The organism is Acinetobacter sp. UNC436CL71CviS28, assembly GCF_000620525.1.
In the GTDB taxonomy this organism is placed as follows: domain Bacteria; phylum Pseudomonadota; class Gammaproteobacteria; order Pseudomonadales; family Moraxellaceae; genus Acinetobacter; species Acinetobacter radioresistens.
On record NZ_JIBB01000052.1, the window covers coordinates 1 to 13,728 of the forward strand.

At 36.8% G+C, this 13,728-nt stretch carries 18 protein-coding genes, 1 rRNA gene and 1 pseudogene; 13 read left to right on the top strand and 7 right to left on the bottom strand.

The window, feature by feature from the left end:
- The first annotated feature begins 49 nt into the window (after positions 1-49).
- Positions 50-164: ribosomal RNA gene (gene rrf, locus N518_RS0114035) — 5S ribosomal RNA — on the top strand.
- Between the two features lie 358 nt (positions 165-522).
- Here rrf and N518_RS0114040 read toward each other — a convergent pair.
- A complete protein-coding gene (locus tag N518_RS0114040; protein ID WP_372410799.1) occupies positions 523-1,134 on the bottom strand; it encodes a lytic transglycosylase domain-containing protein in 612 nt (203 codons plus the stop codon).
- A 144-nt stretch (positions 1,135-1,278) separates the two neighbouring features.
- Between N518_RS0114040 and ybaK the strand changes: the two genes are divergently transcribed.
- Positions 1,279-1,746: a Cys-tRNA(Pro) deacylase gene (ybaK, locus tag N518_RS0114045; protein ID WP_005026046.1), complete on the top strand. Its 468-nt coding sequence runs from the start codon at positions 1,279-1,281 to the stop codon at positions 1,744-1,746.
- Positions 1,747-1,842: 96 nt separating this feature from the next.
- Here ybaK and N518_RS0114050 read toward each other — a convergent pair whose 3' ends face one another.
- Positions 1,843-2,112: a hypothetical protein gene (locus tag N518_RS0114050; protein ID WP_005026044.1), complete on the bottom strand. Its 270-nt coding sequence runs from the start codon at positions 2,110-2,112 to the stop codon at positions 1,843-1,845.
- A 440-nt stretch (positions 2,113-2,552) separates the two neighbouring features.
- On the opposite strand from N518_RS0114050, the gene N518_RS0114055 reads away from it, so the two are divergent.
- Entirely contained in the window at positions 2,553-2,738 is a 186-nt protein-coding gene (locus N518_RS0114055; protein WP_005026043.1) for a hypothetical protein, read from the top strand.
- A 621-nt stretch (positions 2,739-3,359) separates the two neighbouring features.
- A pseudogene (locus N518_RS0114060) lies at positions 3,360-3,713 on the top strand (DUF6988 family protein); the annotation flags it as partial.
- Positions 3,714-4,835: 1,122 nt separating this feature from the next.
- On the opposite strand, the gene N518_RS17545 reads toward N518_RS0114060, so the two are convergent.
- Positions 4,836-5,135 carry a hypothetical protein gene (locus N518_RS17545; protein ID WP_010700372.1) on the bottom strand — a complete coding sequence of 100 codons (300 nt, stop codon included), beginning with the start codon at positions 5,133-5,135 and terminating at the stop codon, positions 4,836-4,838.
- On the bottom strand, positions 5,132-5,356 hold the full coding sequence (locus N518_RS17550; protein ID WP_005026038.1) for a PAAR domain-containing protein: 225 nt from the start codon (positions 5,354-5,356) through the stop codon (positions 5,132-5,134). The genes N518_RS17545 and N518_RS17550 overlap by 4 nt, the downstream gene beginning before the upstream one ends.
- Before the next feature lie 239 nt (positions 5,357-5,595).
- Between N518_RS17550 and N518_RS0114070 the strand changes: the two genes are divergently transcribed.
- Genes N518_RS0114070 through N518_RS0114090 form a run of 5 tightly spaced genes read left to right on the top strand, consistent with a single transcriptional unit; the run spans position 5,596 to position 9,153 of the window.
- On the top strand, positions 5,596-6,243 hold the full coding sequence (locus tag N518_RS0114070) for a 2'-5' RNA ligase family protein (protein ID WP_005026036.1): 648 nt from the start codon (positions 5,596-5,598) through the stop codon (positions 6,241-6,243).
- The gene (cobU, locus tag N518_RS0114075) at positions 6,225-6,743 is read left to right on the top strand and encodes a bifunctional adenosylcobinamide kinase/adenosylcobinamide-phosphate guanylyltransferase (RefSeq protein ID WP_005026034.1); all 519 of its coding nucleotides are present in this window, start codon (positions 6,225-6,227) and stop codon (positions 6,741-6,743) included. The genes N518_RS0114070 and cobU overlap by 19 nt, the downstream gene beginning before the upstream one ends.
- A complete protein-coding gene (gene cobT, locus N518_RS0114080) occupies positions 6,743-7,795 on the top strand; it encodes a nicotinate-nucleotide--dimethylbenzimidazole phosphoribosyltransferase (protein WP_005026032.1) in 1,053 nt (350 codons plus the stop codon). The genes cobU and cobT overlap by 1 nt, the downstream gene beginning before the upstream one ends.
- Positions 7,796-8,404 carry a histidine phosphatase family protein gene (locus N518_RS0114085; protein WP_005026030.1) on the top strand — a complete coding sequence of 203 codons (609 nt, stop codon included), beginning with the start codon at positions 7,796-7,798 and terminating at the stop codon, positions 8,402-8,404.
- Positions 8,401-9,153, top strand: coding sequence for an adenosylcobinamide-GDP ribazoletransferase (locus N518_RS0114090; RefSeq protein WP_005026027.1), 753 nt, complete (start codon positions 8,401-8,403; stop codon positions 9,151-9,153). The genes N518_RS0114085 and N518_RS0114090 overlap by 4 nt, the downstream gene beginning before the upstream one ends.
- On the opposite strand, the gene N518_RS0114095 is transcribed toward N518_RS0114090, so the two are convergent.
- Together N518_RS0114095 and N518_RS0114100 are read right to left on the bottom strand one after the other, a co-directional pair.
- The gene (locus tag N518_RS0114095; protein WP_005026024.1) at positions 9,150-9,851 is read right to left on the bottom strand and encodes an LrgB family protein; all 702 of its coding nucleotides are present in this window, start codon (positions 9,849-9,851) and stop codon (positions 9,150-9,152) included. The genes N518_RS0114090 and N518_RS0114095 overlap by 4 nt on opposite strands.
- Positions 9,848-10,270 carry a CidA/LrgA family protein gene (locus N518_RS0114100; protein WP_005026021.1) on the bottom strand — a complete coding sequence of 141 codons (423 nt, stop codon included), beginning with the start codon at positions 10,268-10,270 and terminating at the stop codon, positions 9,848-9,850. The genes N518_RS0114095 and N518_RS0114100 overlap by 4 nt, the downstream gene beginning before the upstream one ends.
- Before the next feature lie 114 nt (positions 10,271-10,384).
- Between N518_RS0114100 and N518_RS0114105 the strand changes: the two genes are divergently transcribed.
- The 3 genes from N518_RS0114105 (at position 10,385) to N518_RS0114115 (ending at position 12,380) form a co-directional block, all read left to right on the top strand.
- Positions 10,385-11,284: a LysR substrate-binding domain-containing protein gene (locus N518_RS0114105; RefSeq protein ID WP_005026018.1), complete on the top strand. Its 900-nt coding sequence runs from the start codon at positions 10,385-10,387 to the stop codon at positions 11,282-11,284.
- Positions 11,285-11,382: 98 nt separating this feature from the next.
- Positions 11,383-11,643, top strand: coding sequence for a hypothetical protein (locus N518_RS0114110; protein WP_005026016.1), 261 nt, complete (start codon positions 11,383-11,385; stop codon positions 11,641-11,643).
- Between the two features lie 2 nt (positions 11,644-11,645).
- Positions 11,646-12,380 carry a zeta toxin family protein gene (locus N518_RS0114115; protein ID WP_005026014.1) on the top strand — a complete coding sequence of 245 codons (735 nt, stop codon included), beginning with the start codon at positions 11,646-11,648 and terminating at the stop codon, positions 12,378-12,380.
- A 177-nt stretch (positions 12,381-12,557) separates the two neighbouring features.
- Here N518_RS0114115 and N518_RS0114120 read toward each other — a convergent pair whose 3' ends face one another.
- A complete protein-coding gene (locus N518_RS0114120) occupies positions 12,558-13,244 on the bottom strand; it encodes a type 1 glutamine amidotransferase domain-containing protein (RefSeq protein ID WP_005026012.1) in 687 nt (228 codons plus the stop codon).
- Between the two features lie 252 nt (positions 13,245-13,496).
- Between N518_RS0114120 and N518_RS16915 the strand changes: the two genes are divergently transcribed.
- On the top strand, positions 13,497-13,728 hold a 232-nt coding region (locus N518_RS16915), incomplete at its 3' end, for a helix-turn-helix domain-containing protein (protein WP_155519718.1).

Here is a 13,728-nt window from a genome sequence, read left to right on the forward strand (position 1 = left end):
ATACTGCACCGCAGTTAAATCAGACCCGAACAAGTCCATCAACAGTTGTGCTGGCGACCATAGCAAGAGTGAACCACCTGATCCCTTCCCGAACTCAGAAGTGAAACCTCTTAGCGCTGATGGTAGTGTGGGGTTACCCATGTGAGAGTAAGTCATCGCCAGCTCATTATTCCAAAAAGCCCCCTCACATGAGGGGGCTTTTTTTATGCTTTGATTCTGGAATAGAGGGGAAGTTAGCCATCGCGATGCTGCTAGATGTTGATTTGTATATATGATGAAATGCAAGAGCCTTAATAAGGCTTAAAAAGAATTTAAATTTTTGTATTATCGAAGTTGATATTTTTTCTATAGATAAGCAATAACACGATTATTCAGAATAACATAATTTATATAAATAAGAGTATGCAGCTAATATTCGCTTTATCAATTTTCTTAATCCCCTAAAAAGCATCTATACTTTTCAAATATATAATTATTATCAAAACTGTTTAAGTGATTACTTAAATATAGATTAAGCTTCTCTTATAAAGCCTGCTTCAGATTTTTCTGATGTTGCTTTACTTGTTTCGCATACTTTTTTCCTTGACGGCGCATTTTCCAACTGGAGTTATAACCTGTTGGGCCTACGTTATAATAAGCAAGTGCCTTTTTCCAGCTTCCCGCTGCCTGATTGTAGTTTGCTAGAACATAGCTACCGCAATTGATATTATTATATTCTTCAAAAAGATCACCAGGGCAACTTTGTTGCCAGTATCTTGGAATAACCTGTGTCAAACCAATTGCACCAGCTGGTGAGATTGTATAATTACGATAGCTTGACTCTTGACGGATCATAGCTGCTAAAAGTAAAGGATCGATTGCATACTTATCTGCACTTTCTACAATAATAGGCGATAACCGATTGGCTGTTTCAGCTTCAACCGTATAAGCTTTTTGTATGCCCATAGCTAACTTGGCTGAACGTTTAGCAACTGAGCCTCCTCCCAAGGAGGAACAGCCACTAATAATTACAATGCTCGTAATTATAATTAAGTTTTTTATAAGAAATTTTTTTTTATTAAAAGATTGTGCATTTGAAGAATTGATCAAAATCAAAATGTATAACCGACTATAGAAAAACTTATAGAAAAACATATTAAGATGCAGTATAAGGGCAGTCAAGCACCCTATACTTTTTACTACATTTTTCATATATTATTAGATATTAAAAATAGCCTAAGCTAATCTGGATTTTTAAATATAAAAATATAAAATATACTGATTTAAAGGTAATAAAAAATGACGCCTGCATGTAGACTATTAAAAGTAAATAAAATTGATTTTAGTATTCATGAATATGAGCATGATCCTCATACTAAAAATTTTGGATTAGAAGCAGCACAAAAACTGGGCTTGAAAGTTAAAGAAGTATTTAAAACATTATTAGTCACCGATGATAAAAATTATTATGTCGCAGTTTTACCAGTAGCCCATCAATTAAGCTTAAAGAAAATAGCTACAGTAGTAGGAGCTAAAAAACTACATATGGCAGACCCTAAAGATGCCGAACGCCTAACTGGTTATTTAGTAGGTGGGATTAGTCCCGTTGGTCAGAAAAAAAGATTAAAAACAGTTATCTCTATTAGTGCTACAGAACTTGAATGTATGTATGTAAGTGGTGGGAAAAGAGGGCTGGATATAGGGATTAAACCTAATGACCTAGCGCAGGTTTTGGGTGCTAAATTTGCTGATATTATTGATGAATAATCACTTTATTTCAGCTTATTAATTTGAAGATATATTGAAGTCTAACTCACATTGTTACTCACTTATGCAGATCATATAAAAAAGATAAAAGCCGCATTAAGCGACTTTATGATTTGATTCTACATCAAGAATCACAAACTGAACATAAGAGTAGAACCAGAACCTTTTCCTTCCATCTTTATAAGGTTTTTTATATCTTCTTGCTCTAATTCGTGTATTTAGTATTTCGGACCCTAGATTTAATAATTTGGAGAACTCTGCACGACCAATACGTCTTTCACTTTGATGCTTGATTTCTTTTTTAAATTCTTGCATCTCATTAAAGATGGCTTGAAGCCAACTATTTTTAGATTCAGTTCGCATCATGAGGCCTCCTTTATTTTAGACTTGATTTCTCCATATGGTCTCCTTAAATTTTGTATTAGTCAGCAATGCTTCAATTTCAAACAGACCCACATTGGTAAAGATGTGATCCATCTTGCAGCCAAAGACAGCCAGGGGGCGGAGTTGATATTAGTTCAATCCCCTTGCTATCCTCAAATAGCTGCTTACGTGCTGCATCATCCTGATTTTTAAGATACATACGTTTATATGAGCAATCAGTTCATTTTTGGCCATAACAGCTTCTTTGGCCTCCAGACCAGCCGCAGCTTCTACTTCTATAAGTCCGATAAGCTTTTTAGGGCTATAAGGGACAGTCGCTTTACATATCGGATAGACTTATTGGTCTATTCCATTTGTAGGGTTTTTGATGTAAATATGCTACTTCAAATTTGCAGAAAGCAAATTTTCTCCTGGTGAAGCAAATGAAAGAAAAATTAGGCGTAGTTATTTTTTATGCACTGTGCATTTTTGGAATTATCCTTGAATTGGTGGGGTTATTGAATATTGATGTAATGTTTCTAATTGTTGGGGCTGCATTTTTCATTAGTGCATTATTAATAAAATCTGAGTTCAAGCTATATGTCACTTTCTGGAAAAAAGTTGAATAGCGCTATTTAAGTTGGTAAGAATCAAAATCCGCATTGACTAAAGTTAGTGCGGTTTTTTTATAAAATGTGAGAGTGCTTAGTACTTTTTGAATCAATGGGAGTGTAATACCTTAAAAAGAAAATCAGTCGAACGTGTACTAATTGCGAAAAGTATAATTAGAAAAAGATATGCACAGTACTCAACAATTCCATTGGTTGGATTATTGAGGCAATAACGATAAATAATATATGCAATAATTATAAAAATAATTGAAATTAAACTAGGCATTTTAAACTCTATTTTTTAGAAAATATAACACGGCCTGTAATTGTAAGAATAGCTAAAAGCCTCCTTTAGGGGGGGGAAATGAGTAAATATAGTGCACTGATAATTTTTTTCTGCTATATCATTATTATTACTAATCTTTAAAAAACTATCTATTGATAAATGAAATCTGAAGAACTTTTTGAACTTCTCTAGAAATGATCGCTGAGCTGCAACATGAAATTATAAAAAGCGATGTATTGAATTGTGGGCCGCGCTTAGAACTTGTTGAGCAGTGTATTTATATCTCTTTCGAGCATGGAGTCGGTGTGAATCGCCTTTTGTCGATGGGGTAGCCTATCTAGGCGAGGGCGCTTTTAAGGGCGCAGTATGAAGCGGTAGTGAGAGCTTATTGGTTATTATTTATTGCATCTAATTATCAGATTAGTAATTTTAAAAAGTATCATCTTAAGCAGCTTAACTCTTTTGTTCATACAGGAAAACAATCCTTTACCCGGGATATAATGGGCTTTAAAGGTGAAATATTATTAACGCTAATGAGGCAGTCGAATAATCTGATTACTATTGCTGCACAAATAATGTTAAAACATAGAGTACCGGATAAGCAAAAAGTTATTCATTACCTTATTGAAAAATATAGGCAGTGTTTTTATCTGGACGCTGATGTGGATCCAGCAGTAAGAGTGCGAGTTGAAAAATATTTCGAGTGATTGGTTTTTTAACGAAGGACTACTATAAGGCGGCTTCTTTAATAAATAAAATATTAAAAAATCTAACAAGTTAACTTGCATATCTTAAAGCACGATAAATAATTGTGAGTATAGTTGCGATCAGAATATATAAAATATAGTGACCAATACCATCGGAAGGATGGTTTCTAAAGTAGAAGGATAAACCTAATACAATAATAAATATTACTAACTCTTCCATATTAATAAAATCATAAGTTTAACTGAATTTTATTGCACCGATAATAAGTAGACAAGTTTAAAGAAAATTCGAAACTATCAGAAAAACTATATTTAGAAGATCACTTCCTCCGAAGGGTTTTTTTAATAGGTGAGAGTTATGAATATAGACCAGTAAAAAATTCTAACTAAAAAGAAGCCATTAAAAAGGGTATCAAGTGCAAAGTCTTTACCTAAGGTAACTGAAAAATATCTTGAATACCAAGAAAAACTGAGCGGATTCTGAATATTTTAGAAATCAAATTTGAAAATTTTTCACTTTAAATCTACCAAATACTGGCGTTTTGACTTTCATTTGAACGAACACAGTATCTTGATTAAAATAACAGGGAGACCCTTGATCGATGCCATTGAGGATGAAGTTTTAATGTTGAATTATAGCCCGCCGGATTCATAGATTTTATTATGGTTAAAGTAAAAAAGGTGAATCTCAAACAGCTTGAGAGTTAAAAGCCGATTTCAGTAGGTATGTACTCTCATGAAGCTGAACTTGCTCTCATCAACTAAAAATTAAAAAGCCTTGAGAAATCAGAGCTCTTTTTTACTGAACAACTTCGTTGTCATGTACAATTTGCAACTGTGACTTTAATTCTTGGTCTTGAGTATCAGCAATCAGTTTTTGCATTTTCTCTTTGCATTCTGGATACCCACTTTTATATTTTACGAGAAAGTATGAAAATTCAGCTCGTCTATAGTACGGATCCCTCTTGTTCTCAGGCTTATCTAATTCAACTTTTGTAGCTTCAGCCGCTGTGTCGTAACACTTACTAATCACGTCGCTGCTTTTATTTTGCAAAGTAAGTAGCTGACATCTAAATGTAAGTCTTGCAAGATTGTTTGGCTTTTCGGCTAACTGTTTTTCGTTTAGAGTTGCCTTTTTTCAATTTTATGCGATACCTCAAAAGAACAAGCATCAGAAAGTGCTTGCACAACAACGCCGAATAGATTTGACTTGTCTTGATTGTATGGAGGTAACAAATTCTTGAACTCAACAATTTCAGTCTTTGAATCTTCAATGCAGTAGTTCTCAGATTCATCGTTAACAAAGCTATCTGGGCTTGATTGCTGCTGTGACCTTGTAGCTGTTGCTGACTTAGCAGCAGAAGATACGGATCCACTGCCATTTTCCTGAACAACTAAATCTTGTGTAGTTAATAATTTCAATCACATAATAAAGAATCATTGACTCGTGCGGCAGCTTTACCAAAGATTTGCATGTGTGGATCACCAAATATAATCGTAGTAACTGTTTTATGTTTGGGGTAAGTTGCTTTATCACCAGCACATGCGATAGCAAAGCCATCAATCAGGAATATACTGTTCCAAGAAATTACCCGACCGCCACTAGTCGTGGGACAGCCAATAATAATATACGGTGTTGTCATCTTATTCCTTTTTATAGACATGAGTTGATCAAATAATAGCAGACAGAATGGAGGAATCTTTTTGAATTAAGATTCACATGCACAGCCTGAGCTAACTTGAACATTATAGTGACTTTTTTATTTTATATTTAAAAGCTGTTGAAATAGTGAGTGAGAAAAGCTTATTTCATAAATTTCACCCAAGCAAAATTGATGATTAAATGCTTTAATAGCAGGGTTGTAATAGATGTGTAACTAACGTGTTTTTGAAGCCTGATTTATATACGGTTCCTACCATTACACGGAACTATCCCGAATGGCATCATGGCCGCCAGGAATACGGACTCTGGTATATCGAGATTACTGATCCAGAAGTAGTAGCCAATTTAAAAAATATTCGTGAATCTTTTCGGGATTTGCTGCTTGAGCCTAACCAACGCCAGTTTCATATTACACTGTTTATATGCGGCTTTAAAATGAATGATTCAGTAGCACTTTATGATGATGATTTTAGTGCAGTGCAATTTCGACAACAATTACAACAGCTACAAAGACTTTCACCTCCTGTATTCAGTTTAAAAACAGGTCTATTAAATAGTTTTGAAACAGCTTTATTTATTGATATAGAAGATTCTGGAAAATGGCTTAGCCAGTTAAGACAAACTTTAAATTTAAATTGTCCAGAAATTGCTTCTTTAGAATATTATCCACATATTACATTAGGTTTATATCGTGATGCCTTTCCGGCAAAACAAGTATGGGATCGAATTAGGAAGTTTAAAGTAGATCGGTTTAATTTAAATATATCTAAATTAATATTTGGAACTTATCAGGCAAAAGTTCTGCAAGGCCCTTTATATCCTCATACTACTTTTAAGTTAGGTCATATATGTTACAGCTCATTTTAGGAGGCGCCCGTTCAGGTAAAAGCAGGCTGGCAGAAAAAATAGCTCTAGAGAGCGGGCTAAATGTTATTTATATTGCTACTGCACAGCCACTTGATGAAGAAATGCAAGAGAGAATCTTGCACCATCAGGAATCACGGCCACGAGAATGGCAAGTAATTGAAGAGCCTTTATATCTTTCAGAAAAATTACAAGAAATTGATGCTCAAAATCAACTTATTCTGATTGACTGCCTGACCCTGTGGATGAGTAATCTGTTGTTACAGGATGCTTCAGAACTGCAGATGAGTCAGTGTCAAAAGCTGTTAACTATTTTACCAAATCTGAAGTCCGAGATTATTTTGGTGAGTAATGAAACAGGTCTTGGTGTGGTGCCGATGGGGAACATCAGCCGTAAATTTATAGATGAATCTGGACGTTTGCACCAGCAGATTGGACAAATCGCACAAAAAGTAGTGTTTTGTGTAGCTGGATTCCCCATAATACTCAAAGAGGAAAAATAATGAACTGGTGGTTAGAACCTTGTAAGCAGCCAGATACAGAAATAAAAATACTGGCTGAACTACGACAGTCGCAACTGACTAAACCGTCCGGTTCTCTTGGAGAACTGGAGCAGGTTGCTGTCCGTTTAGCTGCCCTGCAGGGTAATGAACGTCCAGAGATTAACTACCCATGGATTACAATTTTTGCTGGTGATCATGGAGTGATGGAAGAGAATATTTCTGCTTATCCTCAAGCTGTTACCCGCCAAATGCTGCAAAATTTTATGACAGGTGGGGCGTGTATCAGCGTTATTGCCAAAGAATACAATGCCAAGTTGAAAGTAATTGACTGCGGTTCAGTTGGGGAACCTTATCATTATCCTGGCGTTGAACGTCACTGTATTGCGCCAGGAACTGCTAACTTTGCCACACAAACTGCCATGACCGAAGAGCAGTGTAAACAGGCAATGGAACTTGGTGCAAAAAGTGTAGAGGAGGCTGTGGCAGAGCAAGCTTCACTCTTTGTTGCCGGGGAAATGGGGATTGGAAATACTTGTTCTGCTTCAGCTGTAGCATGTCTATTATTGAATGAACCTGCAGAGAAATTAACAGGTGTAGGGACGGGTATTCGGCAAGAGCAGTTATCTCATAAAAAGCAGGTTATTGATCAGGCTATTGAGCTACATAAAAGTTATGCAGGATCAGATGCTTTTAAAATTCTTAGTGCTGTAGGTGGTTTAGAGCTCGCAGCGATGACAGGAGCTTATATACGCTGTGCACAACTTGGCTTACCTATAATAGTTGATGGTTTTATCAGCTCAGTATCTGCATTATGTGCTGTACGTTTGAATTCAGCAGTGTGGCATTGGATGCTATTTGGACATCAGTCCGCTGAGTATGGCCACCAGCGTATACTTGCTGAACTTCAAGCCCAGCCACTTTTAAAATTGAACTTGCGGTTGGGGGAAGCCAGCGGCGCTGGTGCTGCCTTAGGTATAATTAAATTAGCTTGCGCTTTACATAATCAAATGGCGACTTTTGCCGAAGCAGCAGTAATTGGTGAAAAAGTTTAGATGTTACAGCTAGACCTTTTGCGCCATGGTCAGACTGAGTTGGGACATACTTTACGTGGCTATACTGACGATGCACTTACACCTGAAGGTTGGCAGCAGATGCAGCTTGCAGTTCTAGAAAAATTACAACAACCGGTTCAGTGGCAGGCTATTTATAGCTCTACACTTATACGTTGTTCACACTTTGCCAGACAGCTCTCACAACAGCTGAAATTACCCTTAATTCTCAATTCTGACCTTAAAGAAATGAATTTTGGACAATGGGAGGGATGCAGTACTGAAGAGATTTATCAACGTGAACCTGAACTCTTAGCCAGTTTCTGGGAGAAACCTTCATTTTATACACCGCCTGAAGCTGAGCCATTACATGAATTTCAATATCGTATTCAACGGGCTTTCCAGCTTATTCATCAGCAAATGTTAGAAAATAACTGGCGACAGGTACTGGTTATTTGTCATGGAGGCGTAATTAAATTGATGAAATGTCTGGCTTTAGATCAGTCACCAGATCATCTTTTAAAAATACCGGCTGAATTAGGCCAGCTCCATACTTTGTACTTAAACCCGCATAATCCCCAATCATATGCACTGGAAGCATCTGAAAAATGATTCGCTTAATGATTGCTTTACAGTTTTTGACGGTCTTTCCAATTAAATTAAAACAGATGCCCAGTCTAAAGCAGAATGCGGAATCCTTACTGTTTTATCCACTGGTTGGGTTGATGATCGGTGGCCTGCTTTTTGCCTTGACTTTGGTTTTACAGGCCTTACCCAGTTTAGTGCTAGCTACTTTTATTCTAGTTATATGGATTTGGCTCACAGGTGGTTTACATCTGGATGGACTCGCAGATACTGCTGATGCCTGGGTTGGCGGTTTTGGTGACCCAGAACGAACTTTAAACATTATGAAAGACCCAAATTGTGGTCCAATTGGCGTGTTAAGCCTGATATTAATCAGTTTATTAAAGCTAGCTGCTTTATATTTGCTGATTGAAATGCATCAATATGATTTGATTATTTTAATCCCACTCTTGGGCCGTTTAGCGCCATTGTTTCTGTTCTTGACGACTCCATATGTACGTAAGTCCGGTTTGGGTTCAGCTATAACTGAATATTTACCTCGCACTATAGCTTTTAGTATATTGATTATCACTACTTTTCTTTCGTGTTATTTAAGTCTTGCCGGATCAATTGGACTTGCAAGCGGAATCGTCACTCTGCTTTATTTAAGATTTAAATTTATTCAGCGCATCGGGGGTATTACTGGAGATACTGTAGGAGCAGCTATCGAAATAAGTGAAACCACAATTTTATTAACATGTGCATTGTCTGTATTTTATCTGCCAGCTTTGGTTTAACCTGTTAAGCGCAAAATAAGCCGAATTAGAAAGGGTCCGGCAAGCACCATAAATACGCCAGCTAAAACCATAGTCAGACTGGCTACTACACCTTCTTCACGGTGACGCATATAAGCCTTGGTAGTACCAAAACCATGTGCAGCATTGCCTAAAGCCGCGCCATGTGCAAAATGGGACTTGAGTTTTAATGCGATCAAAACTAGATCACCACACAGCATTCCCGCAACGCCTGTCATCATGGTAAATAAAATGACCAGTTCTACTGAACCGCCTACGTGTTCAGTAAGTTCTATGGCAAACGGAGTAGAAATAGAACGTGACATTAAACTATAAGTGGTAGCATCATCAAACTTGAATAATCTTGCCAGATAGAAAGCACTTAAAATACCAGCTAACATTCCCGCAAATACCCCTAAACTGATTGAAAATAAATGTTCGCGTATAATGTTACGGTATTCATAAATCGGTATGGCAAAAGCAACAGTGGCCGGGCCTAGCATCCATACCAGCCAGCGACTCTCCTGCATATAGGTTGTATAAGGAATATGAAAATAAACCATTCCAGTGACCAGTACGATTGGTACAAAAAAAGCTGGAGATAATAGTAAATAAGGAAACTGCTGATACAGTCTTTTAGCAAAGTAATAACTGACTAAGGTCAGCAATAATAGTAAATAAGCCAGAACTGTAGTACTCATGCTTTTTCTCCAGCATGATCAGTTGGCACCTGTCTTTTAGCTTTTAAATAATGTTCAAATTTAAAGCCTAGGTAAATACTATAGGCGGTAACTATCATAACGCAAATAGTACCTAATAGGACACTTACAATTAACTGCCACCCCTGATTAAGCAAGAGTGTCTTATAATTCATCACACCAATAACACAGGGAATAAAGAACAGGACCAGTTCATTTAAAATAAAATCCGAACCTTTTTTAATCCATTCAAGTTTAAATACTCCACTTGCTAGAGCCAGCAGAGTAATTATCAGCCCGAGCACCGCTGCAGAGATCGGTAAATTTAATACCTTTTGCAGTAAGTATCCTATACCCCAAAATACAAATAACAGTCCAATCTGGATGAGTAGTTTTAAGGAATAGAAAAGCCGTAACCGCATGATGGTGTCCATAATTTAAATAAAAATAAAAGCTCTACGCTATTTTAAATATAATTTTTATATTAAATTATGAATAATATAAAAATGATTATATCTATTTGGAATAATTTATTTATGGAGTTTAAAGCTTTAAAAATTTTTGTTGAAATTGTGCGTTCTCAAGGGTTTAGTCAGGCAGCTGAACGGCTTTTTCTTACTCAGCCTGCGGTAAGTAAAGCGAGTGGCCAACTTGAAAGCGAATTAGGCTGCGAGCTATTCAAGAAGGGTAAAGCCGGCCGCAAACGTGACATCAGACTAACGTATCTTGGAGAGCAGATTTATCAGCATGCTTTAATTATTCTGGATGAACAGAAAAAAATAACTGATACTATTCAGCAGATCCAATCTTTACAGAAAGGTAAGCTGACTCTTGGCTTGCCGCCTTTAGGGTCTGTATTGTTCAGCTCACTTATTGCATTGTTTCATCAAAAATATCCAGAAATTGAGCTGAATTTTCTAGAAGTAGGTGCAAATGGTATAGAACAGGCAATTTTAGCTAAAACAGTTGATGTCGGTATATTGTTAGGTGAATTGAAACCGGTATTTAATTCAATCCCGGTGGTTAATTCTTCCTTATGCTTACTCTCCGTGAGCAACTCGATATGGAAGGGCAGGACTACAGTCAGGCTTGCAGAGCTTAAAACCGAAGATTTCCTTTTTTACGATGACAGTTTTAGTTTAAATAATATGATTACTGAAGCTGCACATCAGGCAGGTTTCGTACCTCATGTAATCTGTAAAAGTAGCCAGTGGGATTTTATTGCGAAGATGGTCGAGTCAGGTATGGGTGTCGCGTTATTACCTGAGCTTTATTGTAATAAGCTTGATCCTGCTAAATTTAATATATCTATTTTACAAGAGCCCTCTTTAAACTGGACTTTAAGCATGGCTTGGGACTCTACTGTCAGTATGTCAGCTGCCACTCGAGCATGGTTAAATATTATTGAGGATAACCGGCAGCTGATTCATCTATAAATAGATAAGATTTAAAATGGTGAGCTGTAAAAATAGACAAAATTCAGCTTTGTGATAAGATGAACTAAATGCGTACAGATTGGCGCAGAGGTGAATCAATGTCAGCACTTACAATGATGAATATGTCCATGCATGAGGAAGCAATGATTCCTAAACTTGCAATACAGGCATTTCGAAATGCATTTGAACAGGCATGTGCTTCTTCTGAAGTCGTTTATACAGAGCAGCATAAACTGGTTAAACACTTGCCAGATGGTGAAAAAGTCTTTCTAAAAGATACTGGACATGCATATCAGTCTATACAGCCGCAGCAGCGTCAGGTAATGAAACGTCGTAAAAAACAGGAAACGGCTATTTAAATATGCCTCAACCTAGAATCAGAATGTTTGCCGGTCCAAATGGTTCCGGTAAAAGTACGATTAAAGAATATTTATTGCCCCATTATATTGGGGCTTATTTAAATGCAGATGAGCTGGAAAAAGAGCTTAAAGAAACCTGTCGATGTAATCTCAAGAGCTATCATCAAGCTTTAAAAGCAGTAGAGCTTATTGAGTTTTTACAGACCAAGAAGCGTAAAAACGGGCCCTTACTTAGTACCTCTCCAATTCTAGAGCCAGATGAAAATATTATCTTCCAGCCAGATGAGGTGGACTCTTACCTGGCTGCCCGTATTATTGACTTCATACGTTTAAAGTTTATCGAACTCAAAGTAAGCTTTACTTTTGAAACAGTCATGTCACATATCAGTAAGATCGAGTTCTTGCGTGAAGCTCAAAAACAGGGTTTTCGCACTTATCTTTATTATGTCTCAACAATTGACCCTGATATTAATATTGCCAGAGTTGAATATCGCGTAAGCCAAGGTGGGCATCCAGTGCCTGAAATTAAAATCCGTGAGCGTTACTACCGGAGTATGGATCTGCTGATGCAGGCTATAGAAGCTTCAGACCGCACCTATATTTTTGATAATTCTTCAAATGGACAAAAAGCTGCATTTATTGCAGAAGTAGAAAATGCGGAAAAACTTCGTGTTAACCCAGAATTACTGGAAGTCCCACGGTGGTTTGCAGAAAAAGTTTTAAGTGAATTTGAATAATAATATTATTTATATATAGAATTGCTCAGTTTCTTTCAAGCTTAGCCTGCTTATTAATAAAGCTAATCTAAGAAAATAGCTATGACAACTTTTTTGATTTCGATACTAAATTATATAAATTCTAACTGATACTTGAACAGCTAGAATTATTTTGATATCTAAATAGCCTAAGTTGTTTTAAGCTTTTTCTAGTTTTAACAACTCTAGTAATTTTACAGCAGCTTCTTCAGAACTACCCGGATTTTGTCCAGTAATGAGTTGCCCCTCAACCAGCACAAAAGATTGCCAGTCTGGACCTTTTTCATATAACGCACCCTGAGCTTTAAACTCATCTTCTATAAGGAAGGGTACGACCTCAGTTAAGCCTACAGCATCTTCTTCACTATTTGAAAATCCCGTCACTTTTTTACCTTTTACAAAGCTTTGACCATTTGAAGTCAAATTTTTAAGCACAGCTGGAGCATGACAGACTAACGCCATTGGTTTTTGTGCCTGATCAAAATACTGCAGAATATTTAAGGAATTCTGATCATTGCTCAGGTCCCAGAGTGGGCCATGACCACCTGGATAAAAGACTGCATCAAACTGTTCAGGTTGTACTTCCGCCAGAATATGTGTATTTGCCAGAGCCTGTTGTGCTTCCTGATCTGCTTTAAAACGCTGAGTGGCTTCAGTTTGTGCATCTGGCTCATCACTTTTTGGGTCCAAAGGAGGTTGACCGCCTGCTGGTGAAGCAAGCGTGATGTCTGCTCCAGCATCTTTAAAGACATAATAAGGAGCTGCAAATTCTTCTAACCAGAAACCAGTTTTTTTACCTGTATTACCTAAAGCACTATGAGATGTCAAAACCATAAGAATTTTCATAAATTTATCCTGAGAAAACGCTAGTATTAATTTAAATAGAAAGTTCAGAATTAGCTTGTAAGTGAAAGAGTTAATGTTCAAGTAAGCTTATGCATCTTTTCACATTAAAAGTGTAAGTCAGGTGAATTGATATTTTTATTGGGCAGAGTAAAACTTGAAGTGCGACATAAACCACCTAATTAATTTAAAGGGTTTATGGAGTATATAAAATTGTCATACCATCATCTTAACTTTGAAGATCGTACTGCATTAATGCTTGAGTCAAGAAAAGAAGGCTTTTCAGCCAGAAAATTTGCTGAACTCATTAAAAGACATCCTAGTACGATCTATCGTGAGCTTAAAAGAAATAGCATCAATGACGTTTATCAAGCTCGATATGCTTCTGATAACACCTTCGCTAGACGTAGACGTGGTCACAGAAAACTCAAAATCGATTCAATCCTCTGGAAATTTATTGTTGAAGCGATCCGTTGTTTATGGTCTC

Coding starts and splice junctions, on each gene's coding strand:
- N518_RS0114040 (WP_372410799.1), bottom strand. CDS start 1,134: ATGTTTTTCTATAAGTTTTTCTATAGTCGGTTATACATTTTGATTTTG.
- ybaK (WP_005026046.1), top strand. CDS start 1,279: ATGACGCCTGCATGTAGACTATTAAAAGTAAATAAAATTGATTTTAGT.
- N518_RS0114050 (WP_005026044.1), bottom strand. CDS start 2,112: ATGATGCGAACTGAATCTAAAAATAGTTGGCTTCAAGCCATCTTTAAT.
- N518_RS0114055 (WP_005026043.1), top strand. CDS start 2,553: ATGAAAGAAAAATTAGGCGTAGTTATTTTTTATGCACTGTGCATTTTT.
- N518_RS17550 (WP_005026038.1), bottom strand. CDS start 5,356: ATGACAACACCGTATATTATTATTGGCTGTCCCACGACTAGTGGCGGT.
- cobU (WP_005026034.1), top strand. CDS start 6,225: ATGTTACAGCTCATTTTAGGAGGCGCCCGTTCAGGTAAAAGCAGGCTG.
- cobT (WP_005026032.1), top strand. CDS start 6,743: ATGAACTGGTGGTTAGAACCTTGTAAGCAGCCAGATACAGAAATAAAA.
- N518_RS0114085 (WP_005026030.1), top strand. CDS start 7,796: ATGTTACAGCTAGACCTTTTGCGCCATGGTCAGACTGAGTTGGGACAT.
- N518_RS0114090 (WP_005026027.1), top strand. CDS start 8,401: ATGATTCGCTTAATGATTGCTTTACAGTTTTTGACGGTCTTTCCAATT.
- N518_RS0114095 (WP_005026024.1), bottom strand. CDS start 9,851: ATGAGTACTACAGTTCTGGCTTATTTACTATTATTGCTGACCTTAGTC.
- N518_RS0114100 (WP_005026021.1), bottom strand. CDS start 10,270: ATGCGGTTACGGCTTTTCTATTCCTTAAAACTACTCATCCAGATTGGA.
- N518_RS0114105 (WP_005026018.1), top strand. CDS start 10,385: ATGGAGTTTAAAGCTTTAAAAATTTTTGTTGAAATTGTGCGTTCTCAA.
- N518_RS0114110 (WP_005026016.1), top strand. CDS start 11,383: ATGTCAGCACTTACAATGATGAATATGTCCATGCATGAGGAAGCAATG.
- N518_RS0114115 (WP_005026014.1), top strand. CDS start 11,646: ATGCCTCAACCTAGAATCAGAATGTTTGCCGGTCCAAATGGTTCCGGT.
- N518_RS0114120 (WP_005026012.1), bottom strand. CDS start 13,244: ATGAAAATTCTTATGGTTTTGACATCTCATAGTGCTTTAGGTAATACA.